Origin of the sequence: Psychrobacter sp. TB55-MNA-CIBAN-0194 (assembly GCF_040309505.1) — a bacterium.
GTDB classification, from domain to species: domain Bacteria; phylum Pseudomonadota; class Gammaproteobacteria; order Pseudomonadales; family Moraxellaceae; genus Psychrobacter; species Psychrobacter fozii.
On record NZ_JBEOOW010000002.1, the window covers coordinates 310,007 to 326,194 of the forward strand.

A 16,188-nucleotide genomic window follows, 5' to 3' on the forward strand; every position below is an offset into this window, starting at 1 on the left:
AAAGCAATCAAAAATAAGTACTGGGTCAGATTTTATGTGTTACCTATAACGAGATATTGTCACAATTAAAGTAGATGCTGCCTCAAATAGGCAGTATGTGCCATCTATAGCTGGTTTTGATAAAGGTTTGTAATACCTTCAAACCTTGCTTAGATAGTTGATGATAGGAACTCGGTTCTATATAGAGGAACTATGTGTATATTCAGATTTGATGATAAAACGCTAGCATGCCTTCAAACAGCTTCAAATATAAGGTATTGAAAGCAAAAGAGAAAACAGTCTGTGGTTTATTTATTGTAAAAATTGCTATATTATTACAAGTCTGTAACGCATTAATAAGCGTAAGTTAATGCGACTCTATGTATTAAATTGATTATTTCAAGGATGAATTCCATGCTCAACTCTTTCAAGTCTCCATTATTATTATCAGCGATGCTAAGCGCTACGTTAGGCCTAGCAGCATGTTCAGAAAGTAGTGATACTACAGCCACCGATAGTACCGCAACAGATGGCGCTGCGACTGACACTGCTGATAATAAGCTAGATACCAAGTTCCTTACCATCGCTACTGGCGGTGCGTCAGGCCCTTACAACATCATTGGTACGTCATTATCTGAAGTTTATGTCAAAACCTTCGGTGTAAACTCAAAGACACAAACCACGGGTGCTTCAGTTGAGAACGTCAATCTATTGACCCAAGGTAAAGTCGACATGGTATTGGCACTCAGTGACGTGGTCACCGATGCAATCGAAGGTAAAAACAACTTTGAGAAGCCAATTACTAACATTCAACAGATTGCTGTTTTATACCCTAACGTGGTGCAAATCGTCACGTCAAAAAAATCTGGCATCAAAACTATTGAAGATTTAAGAGGCAAGCGTATCGCTGTTGGCGATCAAGGCTCTGGCACAGAGGTCAATGCTCGCACGTTATTGGAAGGGTTTGGTATCACGTATGACGATGTCACCGTTGATTATCTAGGCTTTGCAGAAGCCGCTGATGGTATGAAAGCAGGTAAAATTGAAGCGGCCTTCTTCAGTAGTGGTCTTCCAAACTCATCTCTGATGGAGTTAGAGCAGGGCTTAGACTTACAGATTGTCAGCATCGACCAAGACAAGCTAAAAGAAATCATCGCAAGCAAGCCTTATTTCAAAACCTTTGAGATTCCTGCTGGCACGTATGGTAACGAAGCCGCTATCCCAACGGCAGCAATTATGAATGCGCTATTGGTTAGTTCTGATCTATCTGAAGCTGATGGTTATAAGTTAACCAAAACGTTATTTGATAATTTAGAGGGTCTAAAAACCGCTCACCAAGCAGCCAATGACATCAGCCTAGCAACCGCTCGTGAAGGTATGGTCGCTCCAATCCATCCTGGTGCTAAAAAATACTATGACGAACAAGCAGCCAAGTAATTCATTAGGGCTAACAGCTGGCGCAGCATTTATTGCCGCGCTGGTTTTTTTTACGTTATGGATGGGGGTTATTCTCCAGCCTGTTGTTGAAGTGCGTGTCGCAGAAGTAGAGGGCGCTGATGATACGGTTTGTTATTTCGTTGAGCCTGACTTTCAACTGCGATGGATACATTCTGTAGAAAAACAATGGTGGGAGGAGCAGTATCAACGCATAGACGGCAGTAGTACAGAAGCCGCTGAGCTGCTACTGACCACAACCTATTTTGAAGCTTTCGGTGCAGGTACTCCTTCCACCGAAATGCTTGCTCCTGTACAAAAACCTGGCTATCTGGGTTACCAAATCAATGAGAGTTTACCTAATCTCAATTGGGTGGTATCCAGACTGACCAAAGGTGAGATTGATTATGGCGACCATCGTGTTTTAATTCACCAGTTGGTGCCAGATTATTCTGAAGTAACGATCATGCCGAAAATGTATGGTTTCATTGATAGATTTAACAAGGACCTTTGTCATGACATCCCAAGTGACGGATCACGGTAGCGTAACTACCAAGCCAGACGCTCATGTTGATACCGACGCTGAAGCTGCGGCAATCAACAAAGCAGTATTGGAAAAATATGACCGAGAGTCAATCACGCGTCATATTACCCAAGGACCAGTGAAGTATTTGATCGCTGGAATTTGTATACTCTATTCGCTATTTCACCTTTATATCACCTTTAATCCAATGCCAGCATTGCTACAACGCTCTGTACACGTGGGTGTTGGTTTTGCATTAATATTCTTGATTTTCCCTGCTAGCAAAAAAAGTAGCCGAAAAAGTGTGGCATGGTATGACTGGATTTGGTTTGCGCTGTCGTTATCTGGCATGGGCTATCTAATCTATGAATATCAAGATATTGTGACCTCGCGTGGCGGCATGGCAAATCAGGTCGATGTGATATTTTCTCTGATTACCGTGGTCTGCGTGCTAGAAGGCAGTCGCCGTATCACTGGTTGGATTTTACCGATCTTAGCAGGGATATTTTTGGCGTATCCATTTGTCAGTCATTTGGACTTTATGCCTGATAGATTATTGACTCGTCCTTATGACATGGGTGATATATTTGGTCAATTATTTTTAAAAACTGAAGGCTTATACTCTGTTGCGATTGGCGCGTCGGTAACGTTCATTTTCCTATTCATTCTCTTTGGCGCGTTCTTAGCACGCTCGGGAATGGGACAGCTGTTTAATGATTTGGCATTGGCCATCGCTGGTCACAAAAAAGGCGGCCCTGCAAAAGTAGCGGTCATCTCTAGTGGCTTTATGGGCAGTATCAACGGCTCTGCGTTATCAAACGTGGTCAGTACAGGTGCCTTCACCATTCCGTTGATGAAAAAGGTCGGCTATCACAAAGATTTTGCCGGTGCAGTTGAGGCAAGTGCCTCAGTTGGCGGGCAGATATTACCGCCAATTATGGGTGCGAGTGCATTCATTATGGCGGAGACAACAGGCTTACCTTATAGCACGATTGCGTTGGCCGCATTATTGCCCGCGATTTTGTATTATCTGGGTGTGATTGCACAGGTGCATTTCCGTGCTGGACGCCGTGATCTAAAAGGCATTGCTAAAGAAAACTTGCCAGCGGTAAAAGAAGTATTAAAAGCCCGTGGTCATATGCTACTACCGATTGTATTTTTGGTTTTCTTATTAATCAAAAATGTTCCTGTTGGCTATGCAGCGGCTTATACCATTGGGTTCACCGTCGTAATCAGTATGTTACGTGCTGAGACTCGCATGGGGTTGTCTGATATCTTAGGCGCACTAGAAGATGGTGCTCGCCAGTCGCTAGCGGTAATGGCAGCGTGTGCGGTCGTCGGTATTATCATCGGGGTCGTGAGTTTGACTAGCTTTGGTACGGTGATGACCTCATCTATTGTCACATTAGGCGCAGGGTCATTATTCTTTACGCTCATTTTAACCATGCTAGCATCGATGGTTTTAGGTATGGGGTTACCGTCTATTCCTGCCTATATCATTACGGCGACAATGGCGGCTCCAGCATTAGCTGGCTTTGATATTCCAATTTTATCAGCGCATATGTTTGTATTCTATTTTGGTATCTTTGCCAATATTACACCGCCTGTGTGTCTGGCAGCCTTTGCTGGTGCTGGTATATCCGGCGGTGATCCGATGAAGACAGGTTTCTTGTCATTGAAACTTGCACTGGCTGGATTCATCGTGCCGTTTATGTTTATTTATAACCCAACGATGCTAATGATCGATCCAACAGGTTTGGCAGTCACGGCGAAAGATTTCCCACTGCCTCCTATTGTGGATATTATCACCGTGGTAGTAACGTCAATCACTGGTGTGATCGCCTTAAGCGCTGCGCTTGAAGGATATTTCAGAGGCGGAATGAATACGCTTACCCGTGTCATCTTGGTGGTTGGCGCATTGTTATTGATTTACCCTGAGATCATCACTGGTGTTGCAGGCGCCGTCATCGTTCTTGGTATTGCTGTGTTTAATATTAAGACGAGTGAAGCACCGACACCGACGTTAAGTGTCTAGTATCAACCCCAAAAAGTTGATTAGTTGTGTCAAACTCGTTTAGTCTACAATACGTAGTACTTGCACTTGTTTTCCTTACTACTCAAATTTTTGTGAATGATATGAATGTCTAAGTTTTAGGCATTCATATCTATTACATCGATATATTTAATCAAGTCACAAAAAAAGGGTGAATAACAAATTTGTTATTCACCCTTTTTGTATGCTTAATAGCTTTTCTTAGCGAATGCTTTCACATTCGCTGTATGTTCAGATTAGCAGCCAAGCTTGCCTTCTGCCGCCAATGCCTTTTTGCTACGGATTGGTGCAGGGCAGTCTTCACCATAATATTGACGATCTGCAAAGTAGCTTGAGCGTACCATTGGGCCTGCCCAGATATTAAAGAAGCCGATTTTTTTGCCATAGTCCATATAACGTTGGAACTCATCTGGATGGACATAACGATCAACAGGCGCATGGTTTTTACTAGGTTGTAGATACTGACCAACCGTAATCATATCCACATTATGTGCCTTTAGATCATCAAGTAGCGCATAAATCTCTTCTTCGGTCTCACCAAGGCCGACCATAAAGCCGCATTTGGTCGCGATATCAGGACGGCGCTCTTTATATAGTTTGAGCAAGTCGAGTGAATGCTGATAATCAGAACCCGGACGGAACGCTTTATATAGGCGCGGTACCGTTTCAATATTATGGTTAAAGACGTCTGGCGGCGTTTCCGTTAGCAAATCCAACGCAATATCCATACGACCACGGAAATCAGGTACCAATATTTCAATTAAGCAGTTCGGGCTAAGCGCACGTGATTCGTTGAGTACTTCAACGAAATGCATGGCACCACCATCTTTTAGATCATCACGATCCACAGAAGTAATGACTGCATACTTGAGTTTTAGACCTTCAATCGTCTCAGCAGTATGGCGTGGTTCATCAGCATCTAGCTTGTTTGGACGACCATGGCCGACATCACAGAACGGGCAGCGACGCGTACAGATATCACCCATGATCATAAAGGTCGCCGTACCGTCAGCGAAGCACTGTGGCAGGTTAGGGCAGGCCGCTTCTTCACAGACGGTATAAAGCTTTTGCTCACGCAACGTGGCTTTGATACGGGCTACTTCAGCAGGCGATGACATCTTGACCCGAATCCAATCTGGCTTTTTCTTTGCCTCGACGGTCGGGATCACTTTAATTGGGATACGGGCAACTTTATCGTAGCCACGCAGCTTTTCGCCTTGAATGGCTTTTTTGGGTTTGGCCTTAGCAGCAGGTACATAGGTTTGTACGGCAGTTGTCATAATAAAATTATCTCTTAACCCTTTATCTTATAAGGGTTTATGGAATTATTAGAATGTGTTGTGAGTGAGGACATTATAACAGAAATTCAAGGGGTAGCTTTTAATCAATCTTGTTAAGATTACTACGACTTGTCTCTTTACCATAGTTTTAAATATCTATGTCAATATCTAACTCATTCAGGATTTCTATGGCAGCACGAAACGCTTCTTGGGTAGCGGGTGCGCCGCAGTAGGGTAAGCTGTGCATGAGCACTTCTCGAATCTCAGCGACACTAGCACCATTATTGATAGCGCCTCGAATATGTCCTTTTAGCTCATTGGGGCTTTTTTGGGCAATTAAAAAAGCGATAGTGATTAATGAGCGATATTTGCGCGGCAGTACTGAGTCATCTTGCCACGTACTACCCCACGCATGCTCAATGATCCAATCCTGTAATGGCTGAGTGAACCCAGTTGCGCTATCAAGTGAGCGTTTGACATGTTGTTCACCCATTACCTCGGTGCGAACTTTTAGACCGTTGTCATAATTGGCATTGTTTTTTTTATCATTCATTTTATTATCCTCACTGGCGGTTTATATGTGCTAGCTATGTATGCTAATGATATATGTATGCTAATGATATGTGCTACTTTATTAAGCTGCTGTGCTAGAGTGCATTAAATGACTAAAGCGCATTTGAAAAAAGGTATGTTTGAAAAATAATATCTTACAAAAGAGTATAGCAGTCACACAGTTTCTATTTAACTGAAAATCATAAAGCAGTCAATGAGCATAGCGAGCGACATATAAGATATAAATAACCGTTCAAGCGTATTGTTGACGGTACTATTTTTATAATAAATGTCCAATATGGCCTTATTCTAAGCCTTTTCCAAGCTGAGCCATTAACATTTAGAGCGTTTTGAGCTATGATTGCACAGATAATTATTCCATCTAGTACATGGACGCAGGCTGTCATACTGACTACCCAACGTAATGTGCTAAACACCAACTGACGAGGACGACTATTGTGTTAGAAGCTTATCGTAAACATGTCGAAGAACGTGCTGAGCTAGGAACGGTTCCGCTACCACTGAATGAAAAACAAGTAGCAGAGTTGGTTGAGCTATTAAAAACGCCACCTGCAGGCGAAGATGCATTCTTGATGAACTTGCTAGAAAATCGTATTCCTGCTGGTGTTGACCAAGCTGCTTACGTTAAAGCTGCATTTTTAGCTGCGATCCTTAAGGGTGAAACATCATCACCACTTATCAGCAAGCAAAAAGCCATTCAAATCTTAGGCACTATGCAAGGTGGCTACAACGTTCAGCCATTGGTTGCTGCATTAGATGATAGCGATGTTGCACAAGACGCAGCTGAAGCATTGAAAAAGACTTTGCTAGTATTTGACGCGTTCAATGACGTGACTGAAAAGGCAGAAGCGGGCAACACTATTGCAAAAGAAGTCGTTCAATCTTGGGCAGATGCAGAATGGTTCTTGAACCGCGCTGCAGTACCAGAAAAAACAACTTATACAACGTTTAAAGTAACTGGCGAAACCAATACCGATGACTTGTCACCTGCGCAAGACGCATGGAGCCGTCCAGACATCCCATTGCATTCATTAGCCATGCACAAAAACTCTCGTGACGGCATCAATGCTGATGACGAAGGCGTTGTTGGTCCAATGAAGCAAATCGAAGAGCTGAAAAAAATAGGCCATCAATTGGCTTATGTTGGTGATGTCGTTGGTACTGGTTCTAGCCGTAAGTCTGCGACCAACTCAGTACTTTGGTTAATGGGTGATGATATCCCTAACGTGCCAAACAAACGTGGCGGCGGTCTAGTATTGGGTAACAACATCGCGCCTATCTTCTTCAACACGATGGAAGACTCTGGTGCATTGCCAATTGAGAAAGTGAATGTTGATAACCTAAACATGGGTGATGTGTTTGACATCTATCCGTATGAAGGCAAAATCACTAAGCATGACTCTGACGAAGTATTGTCAACGTTTGAGTTAAACTCGCCAACTTTGCTTGACGAAGTTCGTGCCGGTGGCCGTATTCCATTGATCGTTGGTCGTGGTTTGACCAATCGTGCTCGTGAATACATGGGTCTTGGCCATTCAGACATCTTTGCTAAGCCAGAAGAGCCAGTAGACACTGGTAAAGGCTTTACCTTAGCGCAAAAAATGGTTGGTAAAGCTTGTGGTCTAGAAGGCGTACGTCCTGGTATGTACTGTGAGCCTAAAATGACGACAGTCGGTTCTCAGGATACTACTGGTCCGATGACTCGTGATGAGCTAAAAGATTTGGCTTGCCTAGGTTTCCAAGCGGATCTCGTGATGCAGTCATTCTGTCACACCGCAGCTTATCCAAAGCCAGTTGACGTTGAAACTCAGCACACACTACCTGACTTTATCATGAACCGTGGCGGCGTAAGCTTACGTCCAGGCGATGGTATCATTCACTCATGGTTGAACCGTATGCTACTTCCAGATACCGTTGGTACTGGTGGTGACTCGCATACTCGTTTCCCAATGGGTATTTCGTTCCCAGCGGGTTCTGGTCTAGTTGCATTTGCCGCCGCAACTGGTGTTATGCCACTTGATATGCCTGAGTCTGTCCGTGTACGCTTCGTTGGCGAACGTCAGCCTGGTATCACACTACGTGACTTAGTACATGCGATTCCTTATCAAGCAATCAAAGAAGGTCTATTGACTGTCGATAAGAAAGGTAAAATCAACGAATTCAATGGCCGTATTCTTGAAATCGAAGGTCTAGAAGACTTGACTGCTGAGCAAGCGTTTGAATTATCTGATGCCTCAGCTGAGCGTAGTGCTGCTGGTTGTACTATCACTCTATCTGAAGCGTCAGTGACTGAGTACTTAAACTCAAACATCACGCTACTTAAGTGGATGATCTCAGAAGGCTATGGCGATGCACGTACCATCAGTCGTCGTATCGAGCAGATGCAAGATTGGCTCGCGAACCCAAGTCTATTGCGTGCTGATGAAGATGCAGAATACACGATCGATATGACTATCGATATGTCTGACATCAAAGAGCCTATCCTATGCTGCCCGAACGATCCAGATGATGCTAAAACACTAGCTGACGTCGCTGGTGATACCATTGATGAAGTATTCATTGGTTCATGTATGACCAACATCGGTCATTTCCGTGCCGCTGGTAAACTGCTAAAAGATGTACCAGCAGGAAGTCTAAAAACTCGTCTATGGATTGCGCCACCAACTAAAATGGATGCGCGTCAGTTGATGGAAGAGGGTTACTACAATATCTACGCTCAAGCCGGTGCTCGTACTGAGATGCCAGGTTGCTCACTATGTATGGGTAACCAAGCACGTATCGCACCGAAGTCTACTGCGGTATCTACTTCTACGCGTAACTTCCCGAACCGTCTAGGTCAAGGTGCTAACGTATACCTAGCTTCTGCAGAGCTTGCAGCAGTAGCAGCGGTACTTGGTAAATTGCCAACCAACGACGAATATCAGCAGTATGCTGGTATGCTAGACAGCATGGGCGAGGAAGTGTATCAATACATGAACTTCGACCGTATGTCAGAATACACTGAAGAAGCGGATAAAATTAATGTCGCTCAGTTGACCTAGTCTTGGTTGAAATTTAAGCTAAACGTTTTTAAATAAAGAAAACCCCGTATCTTATGATGCGGGTTTTTTTTTGCAGTTGTAAATTATAGTTAGTTTTTAGGCTCTAAATAATGTTGCTTTATAAATTTCTACTCATGTTATGCTTGCTTCCTTACAAGCACGTGTCAGCCCGATATAAAATATTAGCTTATTCTTTATCTGTGGAAATCCCGATGTTATTTGATAAATATATCTTAGAGGTCAAGAACATATTTGAAAGTTATTTTGAATATGTTCTTGAAATGCAAGAAAATGGACACTTAGAGTCAAACGATGGCAGTGTCCTATATCCCAACATTTTACTAGTCACCAATTGTTCTGGATTCTATGTAGCAGAACTTGTGGGGGCGGTTAAAAAGTACAGTGGTCTGATAGTTAAAATACATAAAGAGAAATCGATTTATCGTTACTTAAGTCAGTTTGATGATTCTGAGCCAGATTCTTGTGTACACCTTGATGGTAAAGAGAATGGTTTTAAATTTTTGTGTTTGGCACAAGAGGCTGATTTTAAAGCTGTAGAAGAGAGATTTCCTTCTATAGAGCTATATGGTTCGAAATTGAGCAGGACAGGAGGAAAAGGAAGTGTTATTTCTTTTGGCTCTAACTTCGAGTCTTGTTTAATTGAGAACTGTATTCTTGTAAATAGGTCAGATAACTTATATCGCTGCAAAAACATATTGGCAGCATATATTTTCAAAAGCTCTATAATGAAATCGAAATTAATCGATTTTTTTGATAAAAATTTAAGTGAAAAAGAAGTTAAAGGTATTCATACCGTTAAAGGAAAAAGCGAAGAGCAACTTATTGTTGCAGGTCAATTGCAAAGTATGTATTTGCTTCCCGGAATACATGAAACTACAATTGGAGAGTTCTTAAAATTACACCCTGAAATAATAAAAAAAGCATTTAAAACAGAACACTTTGAATATGAGCCTTATTTAAAGTGGCTTGAACATGATGGGACATGTGATGATACTGCAATAAATCCTGACTTGCTGATTAAACGCTCTGATGGATATTATGATATATATGATTTGAAAACTGCAGCGTTAGCAAAGAAAAATATTACTAAAGGTGGAAGAAAAAGACGTAGGTTTATTGATTATGTTGAGGAAGGTGTTGCACAACTTGCTAATTATGAAGAGTATTTTACATATCAAAAAAATTCAGATTTTGCAAAAAAAAAGTATGGGATTGAAGTTAAAAACCCTAAATTAGTACTAGTCGTTGGAAGTTGGGAAAACTCATCACCTGAGGAAGTTGTTCAAGCAAGAAGAAGATATGCGGGAATTGAAATAATAGATTATGATACTTTTTGCCAATTATTTATTGGCACAGAATAATAACTTATTTAAATCAGCCCTTTATTACTCTTATTTTGCCATGAGCTGCATCTTCTGTATAATATAGGGGCAGGCGGAAACCGTGGCTCTGCACTTTATTTATCTTTTCTAACTCGGGACGGACCGATACTTTAATACGCACCTATGTGCGTTGGAGTCTTGGTTGATTACCTTATCCCCAGTTAAACATTGACTAAAAAAGGGCTACCATATTGGCAGCCCTTTTTTGATGGTATCACTAATGAATTGACATATCATCAAAATTGCAAAACAAGGTTTTTATCGTCAGGCTGCGTAACTACAATCTCCCAAATTTGACCGTACGGATTTGACAGCATAGGTCAACAAGCACCAGAAGCATAGCTATAACTTAGAGGGTCTTGTGTATTAATATATTTTTTTAATAGCTCTCTAGTGCGTTGATCCTTACCTGTTATGTTATCTTTAACAAACGAACAACCATCATAGAGCATCCCTGTCATTTCATAGTTTTGCGGATCAAAAATATAGAACACTTGACCTATAGCACATTTACTATCAAAGCAAATTTTATTAAATACATACTTTTTGTTAGTATCTATATCTTGTATGTACATTCCTTCTCGTTGTGTTCCCATTGCATAGATTTCTTTTTTAGTAAGATCGATAGGGCTAACAAGTTTAGAAATCATTTTTTGAAATGCTTTGTCATATCTACTATCGTAATTAGAGTTAATACCCTCTACGGTTGGTAATTTCTCATTCACTAACTCAAATGGATATGTAGTAAATTTTCCATCGCCATACTCATGAGTTAAGTACTGAAAAGGCACCTTATTATCTGCTAATTCTTTATTTAATTTATCGGTATAGTTCATTGAATCTAGTTCATGCGTTTGTATAGAAGATTCGTCTGCTTCTTCTTTTTTTGAGTTAGGAATCATTTTGAGCTGAACAACTGGTATGCTATCTATATAACTTTGATAATCTTCTTCGTTTGTGGTTTGAGCTACACTGATGAACGGTGTCGTGAAGAGGAGTATTGAAAAAAAGCATATTTTATTATTATTAAATAAGTCCATAGCTTGTCCTATAAATTAATCTTATTAAGAGGTTTAACAGCCACAGCTATCGTCGTTATCACTATCTAAAAATAAATCTTCAATAGAGTGATTATCACACTCTGTTTGATCTGATACCTCAATAGCTTTAATCTCTCCTTTATGGTTCACGTTGCCAATAATCTACAATTCAGCCTTCTCACTAAACACTCTTAATGTCTGACCGTCTTCATCAAGCCTCCCTTTGATCTCCGTACCGCTTGTGTGATTGATAAGCCTGTAGCTGATACCTTGATCTATTAAATCTTGCGGTAGCAATTTCTTGAGATCAAACGCTTTACTAAACAACCCTGAAGTCGGTAAAGCAATTACTGGCGCACTAACCTTAGCCCCCGCAACTAGCCCTTTCTTCACCGCTTTTATCTTAATCGTCTCTGGGCATACTAGCTTAATACCACTGTCATCGATCGTAATCGACGCTCCGCCTGACGTTTGCAGCTTAATCCGCTTCGGACTCGACACATTGACCTGTCCTTACTCACTGCCGATTGTCATTGATTGCGTGCTGCCTGATTGCCGTACGATTGTTTTCGCCGTCCACAGTGTATTGCTACTTGATGCGAGGAGCGAACTGTCAAACATGCGTTGCCCCTGATGATAGTTGTAATGCGCGTAGGGGCGGGGTAGTACCATCATCGTGAGGACTGAGCATGTTGGAGACGTAGCGGTGATAAAGTTTTATTCAATTGAAAGTTTATCCTATGATAAATAGAATTTTAACGTTGATATTCTATTTTGACCACTTACATTATCAACCCTTTGTAAATTGATTCCGATTCGTGAATTGAAGTGTAATGTACTGTAGAGTCAATTGATATTTTCCCAGTTTTGGGATCGATATTATATTTTTCCCAAGATACGATATATAAGACACCTTCAAACATGATTGAATTAAGAATCCATAGTTCAAAATCCTGATTCATATAGAAAATACGTTCATTATATGAATACTCATTAAATTCATATTCATAAATATTGATAGAATCAACCTCTAACCCATCAATATTCGTATTTAACTCAAGTGTTTTAGTAGAATAATCACCATCATCATTCTTTGACCCTAAGAGCAGTCTAGTATTTAGCATGACTTTACTGTTAGCACCTGAGAAACTATCAAGGTTTATACTATCAAAACTATAATTACTAACTTTGTCGTAATATAAGCATTTTTCGGGGTAAGAAAGATTTTCAGCTGTACATGATTTTTCTAGTAGAGGTATAAATTCTTTATCAGAAATTTGTCTGATACCCATACCTGTAGAGTGTAAATCTGTAGAACTAAGTTCTTTAGATAATGTTTCATTTAAAGGAGACGAAGTTTTTGTTTCACTTGTATCTACACTACAGGAGCAAAGTGTGGCCATTACGAGTATTAAGCTATATTTAAACATATTATTCTCTACTTATTATTACGCGTTTTTCATCGAACATTGAATGTAAATGGCTGTTATGATAGGCTGCTGGTGTAGTCCATTTATATTTAGGCTTGCTATGGCCACGATACTGTGTATGGCAACCAAAATTTTTCATTGCTGTAATATATTTTTGTTCATGGTCTTGATTCGTCAAATAAATAGTATCTACACTTCTACCGTTGTTATGTGAAGTACTTGGAAAACCAGTTCCTTCCTCAAAACAACTACCTGTAGATTGTATCGCTAAACCAGTAGTAGCTAATGCACCGATAAAACATGCTAAATGCCCTGGACTAGTATATCTTCTCTGAGTATTTGAAAATGTGTACGATATTTTTACATTACCATTATTATACTTCAATGAGTCAGGCATTCTAACTAAAGTAACATCTCCAGCTAAAGCTTTGAATAGCCTCCAAAAATATTCGCCATTGTTAACTCCGTACTCTGCGATATCTCCATTTTTATACTTAACTCGTCTAGACGTCTGACCTTGATTAACTTTTTTATCATACAAAATAGATGCATTAGCTGGTTTGCTACTGCGTTTTTCTCCTTTACTCTTTTCTTTAGTGGTATTCCAATTAACAGTACAAATATTATGTTTTTTACCGTTTTTTTCGTAATATATATACTTATATTTTTGTTTATTGCTTGGAGATATATTTTTTGGAATGTACTTAATAATTTGATAATCTTCATAGATATTGTAGGTGATTATATCTTTTTCAAATTCAGGCTTCTTAGCCTTATAAACATAAGCAATACCATTCTTATCACTATTAGCGATGATAGGTCCTTTCTTAATTTCCTTACCATTCTCATTGACTATCACCGCAATGCTGATACCGACATCTGAGTCATGCGTACGACCTCTTGTGCCATTACTCCCTGTAGTAGAAGCGTTTTTACCATACTTAGTTGATTGAGTCCAATATGTCAGTCCTGATAGGGGCTTATTGGTTACTTCATCAACGAACTTTATAGTAATTTTTGCTTTATCTAAACCAACTTCTTGTGTTGGGCCTTTTGGCGTGATTTTATCATTGCGTATAACGTTACCTTTGTCAGTAGCGCTTGTATTATTGGGTTTTTGCGAAGGAGAGTTTGTACTGGATGGCACATTACTAGTAGGGCTAGTAGTACCGCTAGGATCTTCAATTAGCTTGTCAGTACTGTATGTCCATTCAGTTGCACCGTCAGTGACAATGTTTCTCGTAAATTTATTTGCTGTTACATGAATGATTTTTAGTTGCTGTCCTGCTAGTGCTTTGACAGTGGCTATGCCTCTAGCATTCGCTTTTCTAATTTCAGAAGTACGACCGCGATACACTGTTTTGAATTGATAGTTAGGTATAGGCTTTTTAGTCTTATCAACGAATTTCAGTTGCAGCGTAACGGCAGGGACTTTGAGTACTTTAGTCTGTCCATTTAAATCACCAGTAACGGGGAATGCCATGCTATAAATAGATTGTTTCTTACCACCGTCATCATCAAGATAGACGCTGATAGATTGGCTGATATCTGCTTTGATACCTGATTCGACACCTGAGTTGTCAGTTTTATGGGGTTTAATATTATTTTTATATTCGAGATGATAGGTTGTATTTGGTAATGGCTTGCCAGTATCGCCTTCAACTAGCTTTATGTTGAAAGTTACACTATCAACTTTTGATTGGCTACTACTTGCAGTTTCAATTACTTTACTAGAAGTAGTATTACCTTTATCTGACTGACTAGATTTTTGATCATTTGTATTGCTAACTATTTGATGCGGTTTGGTGTCGGTATTAAAATTACAGTTAGAGTCAACCAAAGTAATAGATTTTAATTTTTTATCCATTACTAATTTATTTATACAAGTTCGATTGTCAATTTTAAATTCTAAAGTGGAATTAAGGGGAGCATATATATATGGAATTACTCCCTCCTTATTAGTTGTGTATTTTTGTGAAAAGCTTGAATTTTCAGTAACTGTTATTTCAATTATTGAACCAGGAACTGAAGCTTCTCTAATGTCAACTAAGTTAACTGATAACACTGAATATCCATCTATATCATTGATAACTGAAGGAAGTTTTAAACTCCATTCTTTAGCAATTTCTGAAGTGCTTGTTGTTTTAAAATCTCCATTAACAATTTGTCTTGCATAGTAGTAAGAAAGGCCATCTCCAGTAATCCAACCTTTATCACCATCAATCCATCGTTTGAGTCCTAGCCCAGTAAACCAACCATCTCGCATACCTATTACAGCTGTTTTAACTGCTATATTAGGATTAGTAGCATAGTCTAAATCACGAGTTAATCTTCCACCGAGACCAAGTTTGCTATCAGCCTTTTCATAATTATCTATGTGAGTTAGATGTATATATCCTCTTCCAAAATATTCAATGCCACCTCGATAACCCAATAACTTCGCTTGTTCTCTACCATCAATTTCCTCTGAATACAAAAAATTTTGAGTCTCATGTTGGCAATTAGCTAATACACATGCAATCTGAGCATGCTGGGTTACGTTATTTTCAAAGCAAGTCTTAATAAGAAGTCTTACAGATTCGGATTTTGAGATTTCAAATTTTTTAGTAGCCATTTTTTAGCCTAATTAGTGTTATTCAGTATATTCATCGTAACGTCTAGTAGTTGTCCATTTGTAATTATTATTCAAAATTTTGATGGTGGTTTTTAAATAAACTTTATCAGCTTTATTAATATAATCTCGACTAATAACTTTAAATAACTGTAGTTTGTTGGATTTTACATGGTAATAGTTTGAAAGGTTTCCAGATCCGATTTTTTCAGAGGATACTATTTCCTTTTGAAGATAATTGAAATCTGGAACTGATTTACCTTGAGTGGTTAATTTAGAAAATTGCAAATTAGGTTCATAAGTGTTTTTATCTTTATTGTATAGATAGAAAGTATAAGACGGACTTCCGTAAATCCCTAATAAACCTGATATATATGCAAAATCACTATAACCATCAAAATTAAAATCACCGAATATAAATGTATATCTTTCATATTTAGAATATTTGTTAGTACGAGTATCTGAAGATAGCCTTTTGTTAATTTCTTGTAAAGAAGGGGTAGCTGTACTAATATTTATCATCTGATGCCAATTAGGATCAAAATTATCTTTTATTGTAACTGAAACAGGTGTGAAACAATAATCCCAAGTGTTTTTGGAACAAGTTGTAGCTTGGACTTCAAAAAACTTTACGTTGCCTGAGTTATTTAAAACATAGTTATTGAAAGTTGTATTTAATTGAGCATGGGCTTTATACATTGGGAGCATAAGTGTAAGAAACACTAAACTTGCAATTATCTTAGGCATGGTAATTTCGATATTAATATTTTTGTAGCTACTAAAAGTGTGCATGTTCTTTTCCTAAATAGTTAATTATTAGA

12 protein-coding genes are annotated in these 16,188 nt (G+C 39.3%); 5 read left to right on the forward strand and 7 right to left on the reverse strand.

Going from position 1 to position 16,188, the window contains the following annotated elements; translation table 11 throughout:
- Positions 1 to 393: 393 nt before the first annotated feature.
- From AAEY75_RS03890 to AAEY75_RS03900, 3 genes are read left to right on the forward strand one after another with little or no spacing between them, the layout of a single operon-like run.
- Positions 394 to 1,416: a TAXI family TRAP transporter solute-binding subunit gene (locus AAEY75_RS03890; protein WP_197100893.1), complete on the forward strand. Its 1,023-nt coding sequence runs from the start codon at positions 394 to 396 to the stop codon at positions 1,414 to 1,416.
- Positions 1,394 to 1,957 carry a DUF1850 domain-containing protein gene (locus AAEY75_RS03895; RefSeq protein ID WP_194197060.1) on the forward strand — a complete coding sequence of 188 codons (564 nt, stop codon included), beginning with the start codon at positions 1,394 to 1,396 and terminating at the stop codon, positions 1,955 to 1,957. The genes AAEY75_RS03890 and AAEY75_RS03895 overlap by 23 nt, the downstream gene beginning before the upstream one ends.
- Complete coding sequence (locus tag AAEY75_RS03900; protein ID WP_201590347.1) at positions 1,929 to 3,971, forward strand: TRAP transporter permease; 2,043 nt, start codon at positions 1,929 to 1,931, stop codon at positions 3,969 to 3,971. The genes AAEY75_RS03895 and AAEY75_RS03900 overlap by 29 nt, the downstream gene beginning before the upstream one ends.
- A gap of 254 nt (positions 3,972 to 4,225) precedes the next feature.
- Here the strand turns inward: AAEY75_RS03900 and lipA are convergent, their stop codons facing one another.
- Together lipA and AAEY75_RS03910 are read right to left on the reverse strand one after the other, a co-directional pair.
- On the reverse strand, positions 4,226 to 5,269 hold the full coding sequence (gene lipA, locus AAEY75_RS03905) for a lipoyl synthase (RefSeq protein WP_110922474.1): 1,044 nt from the start codon (positions 5,267 to 5,269) through the stop codon (positions 4,226 to 4,228).
- A gap of 148 nt (positions 5,270 to 5,417) precedes the next feature.
- Positions 5,418 to 5,822, reverse strand: a complete 405-nt coding sequence (locus AAEY75_RS03910) for a carboxymuconolactone decarboxylase family protein (protein ID WP_352258524.1) — start codon at positions 5,820 to 5,822, stop codon at positions 5,418 to 5,420.
- Positions 5,823 to 6,279: 457 nt separating this feature from the next.
- On the opposite strand from AAEY75_RS03910, the gene acnB reads away from it, so the two are divergent.
- Both acnB and AAEY75_RS03920 read left to right on the forward strand, forming a co-directional pair.
- Positions 6,280 to 8,883, forward strand: a complete 2,604-nt coding sequence (acnB, locus tag AAEY75_RS03915; RefSeq protein WP_352258526.1) for a bifunctional aconitate hydratase 2/2-methylisocitrate dehydratase — start codon at positions 6,280 to 6,282, stop codon at positions 8,881 to 8,883.
- A 212-nt stretch (positions 8,884 to 9,095) separates the two neighbouring features.
- Entirely contained in the window at positions 9,096 to 10,265 is a 1,170-nt protein-coding gene (locus AAEY75_RS03920) for a Shedu anti-phage system protein SduA domain-containing protein (protein WP_352258528.1), read from the forward strand.
- A 341-nt stretch (positions 10,266 to 10,606) separates the two neighbouring features.
- Here the strand turns inward: AAEY75_RS03920 and AAEY75_RS03925 are convergent, their stop codons facing one another.
- From AAEY75_RS03925 to AAEY75_RS03945, 5 genes are all read right to left on the reverse strand, one after another.
- Positions 10,607 to 11,326, reverse strand: a complete 720-nt coding sequence (locus AAEY75_RS03925; protein ID WP_352258530.1) for a hypothetical protein — start codon at positions 11,324 to 11,326, stop codon at positions 10,607 to 10,609.
- Positions 11,327 to 11,488: 162 nt separating this feature from the next.
- Positions 11,489 to 11,827, reverse strand: a complete 339-nt coding sequence (locus tag AAEY75_RS03930) for a hypothetical protein (RefSeq protein WP_197216420.1) — start codon at positions 11,825 to 11,827, stop codon at positions 11,489 to 11,491.
- A gap of 281 nt (positions 11,828 to 12,108) precedes the next feature.
- Complete coding sequence (locus AAEY75_RS03935) at positions 12,109 to 12,756, reverse strand: hypothetical protein (RefSeq protein WP_197216419.1); 648 nt, start codon at positions 12,754 to 12,756, stop codon at positions 12,109 to 12,111.
- 1 nt (position 12,757) lies between these two features.
- Complete coding sequence (locus AAEY75_RS03940) at positions 12,758 to 15,370, reverse strand: lysozyme family protein (RefSeq protein ID WP_197216418.1); 2,613 nt, start codon at positions 15,368 to 15,370, stop codon at positions 12,758 to 12,760.
- A gap of 18 nt (positions 15,371 to 15,388) precedes the next feature.
- Positions 15,389 to 16,159 (reverse strand): XAC2610-related protein, encoded by a 771-nt coding sequence (locus AAEY75_RS03945; protein ID WP_197216417.1) that lies wholly within the window; start codon positions 16,157 to 16,159, stop codon positions 15,389 to 15,391.
- Positions 16,160 to 16,188 lie beyond the last annotated feature (29 nt).

Excerpts from the sequence above, each read along its gene's own strand:
- AAEY75_RS03920 (WP_352258528.1), top strand. The coding sequence starts at position 9,096 with ATGTTATTTGATAAATATATCTTAGAGGTCAAGAACATATTTGAAAGT.
- AAEY75_RS03900 (WP_201590347.1), top strand. The coding sequence starts at position 1,929 with ATGACATCCCAAGTGACGGATCACGGTAGCGTAACTACCAAGCCAGAC.
- AAEY75_RS03945 (WP_197216417.1), bottom strand. The coding sequence starts at position 16,159 with ATGCACACTTTTAGTAGCTACAAAAATATTAATATCGAAATTACCATG.
- AAEY75_RS03895 (WP_194197060.1), top strand. The coding sequence starts at position 1,394 with ATGACGAACAAGCAGCCAAGTAATTCATTAGGGCTAACAGCTGGCGCA.
- AAEY75_RS03940 (WP_197216418.1), bottom strand. The coding sequence starts at position 15,370 with ATGGCTACTAAAAAATTTGAAATCTCAAAATCCGAATCTGTAAGACTT.
- AAEY75_RS03935 (WP_197216419.1), bottom strand. The coding sequence starts at position 12,756 with ATGTTTAAATATAGCTTAATACTCGTAATGGCCACACTTTGCTCCTGT.
- lipA (WP_110922474.1), bottom strand. The coding sequence starts at position 5,269 with ATGACAACTGCCGTACAAACCTATGTACCTGCTGCTAAGGCCAAACCC.
- AAEY75_RS03890 (WP_197100893.1), top strand. The coding sequence starts at position 394 with ATGCTCAACTCTTTCAAGTCTCCATTATTATTATCAGCGATGCTAAGC.
- AAEY75_RS03910 (WP_352258524.1), bottom strand. The coding sequence starts at position 5,822 with ATGAATGATAAAAAAAACAATGCCAATTATGACAACGGTCTAAAAGTT.
- AAEY75_RS03925 (WP_352258530.1), bottom strand. The coding sequence starts at position 11,326 with ATGGACTTATTTAATAATAATAAAATATGCTTTTTTTCAATACTCCTC.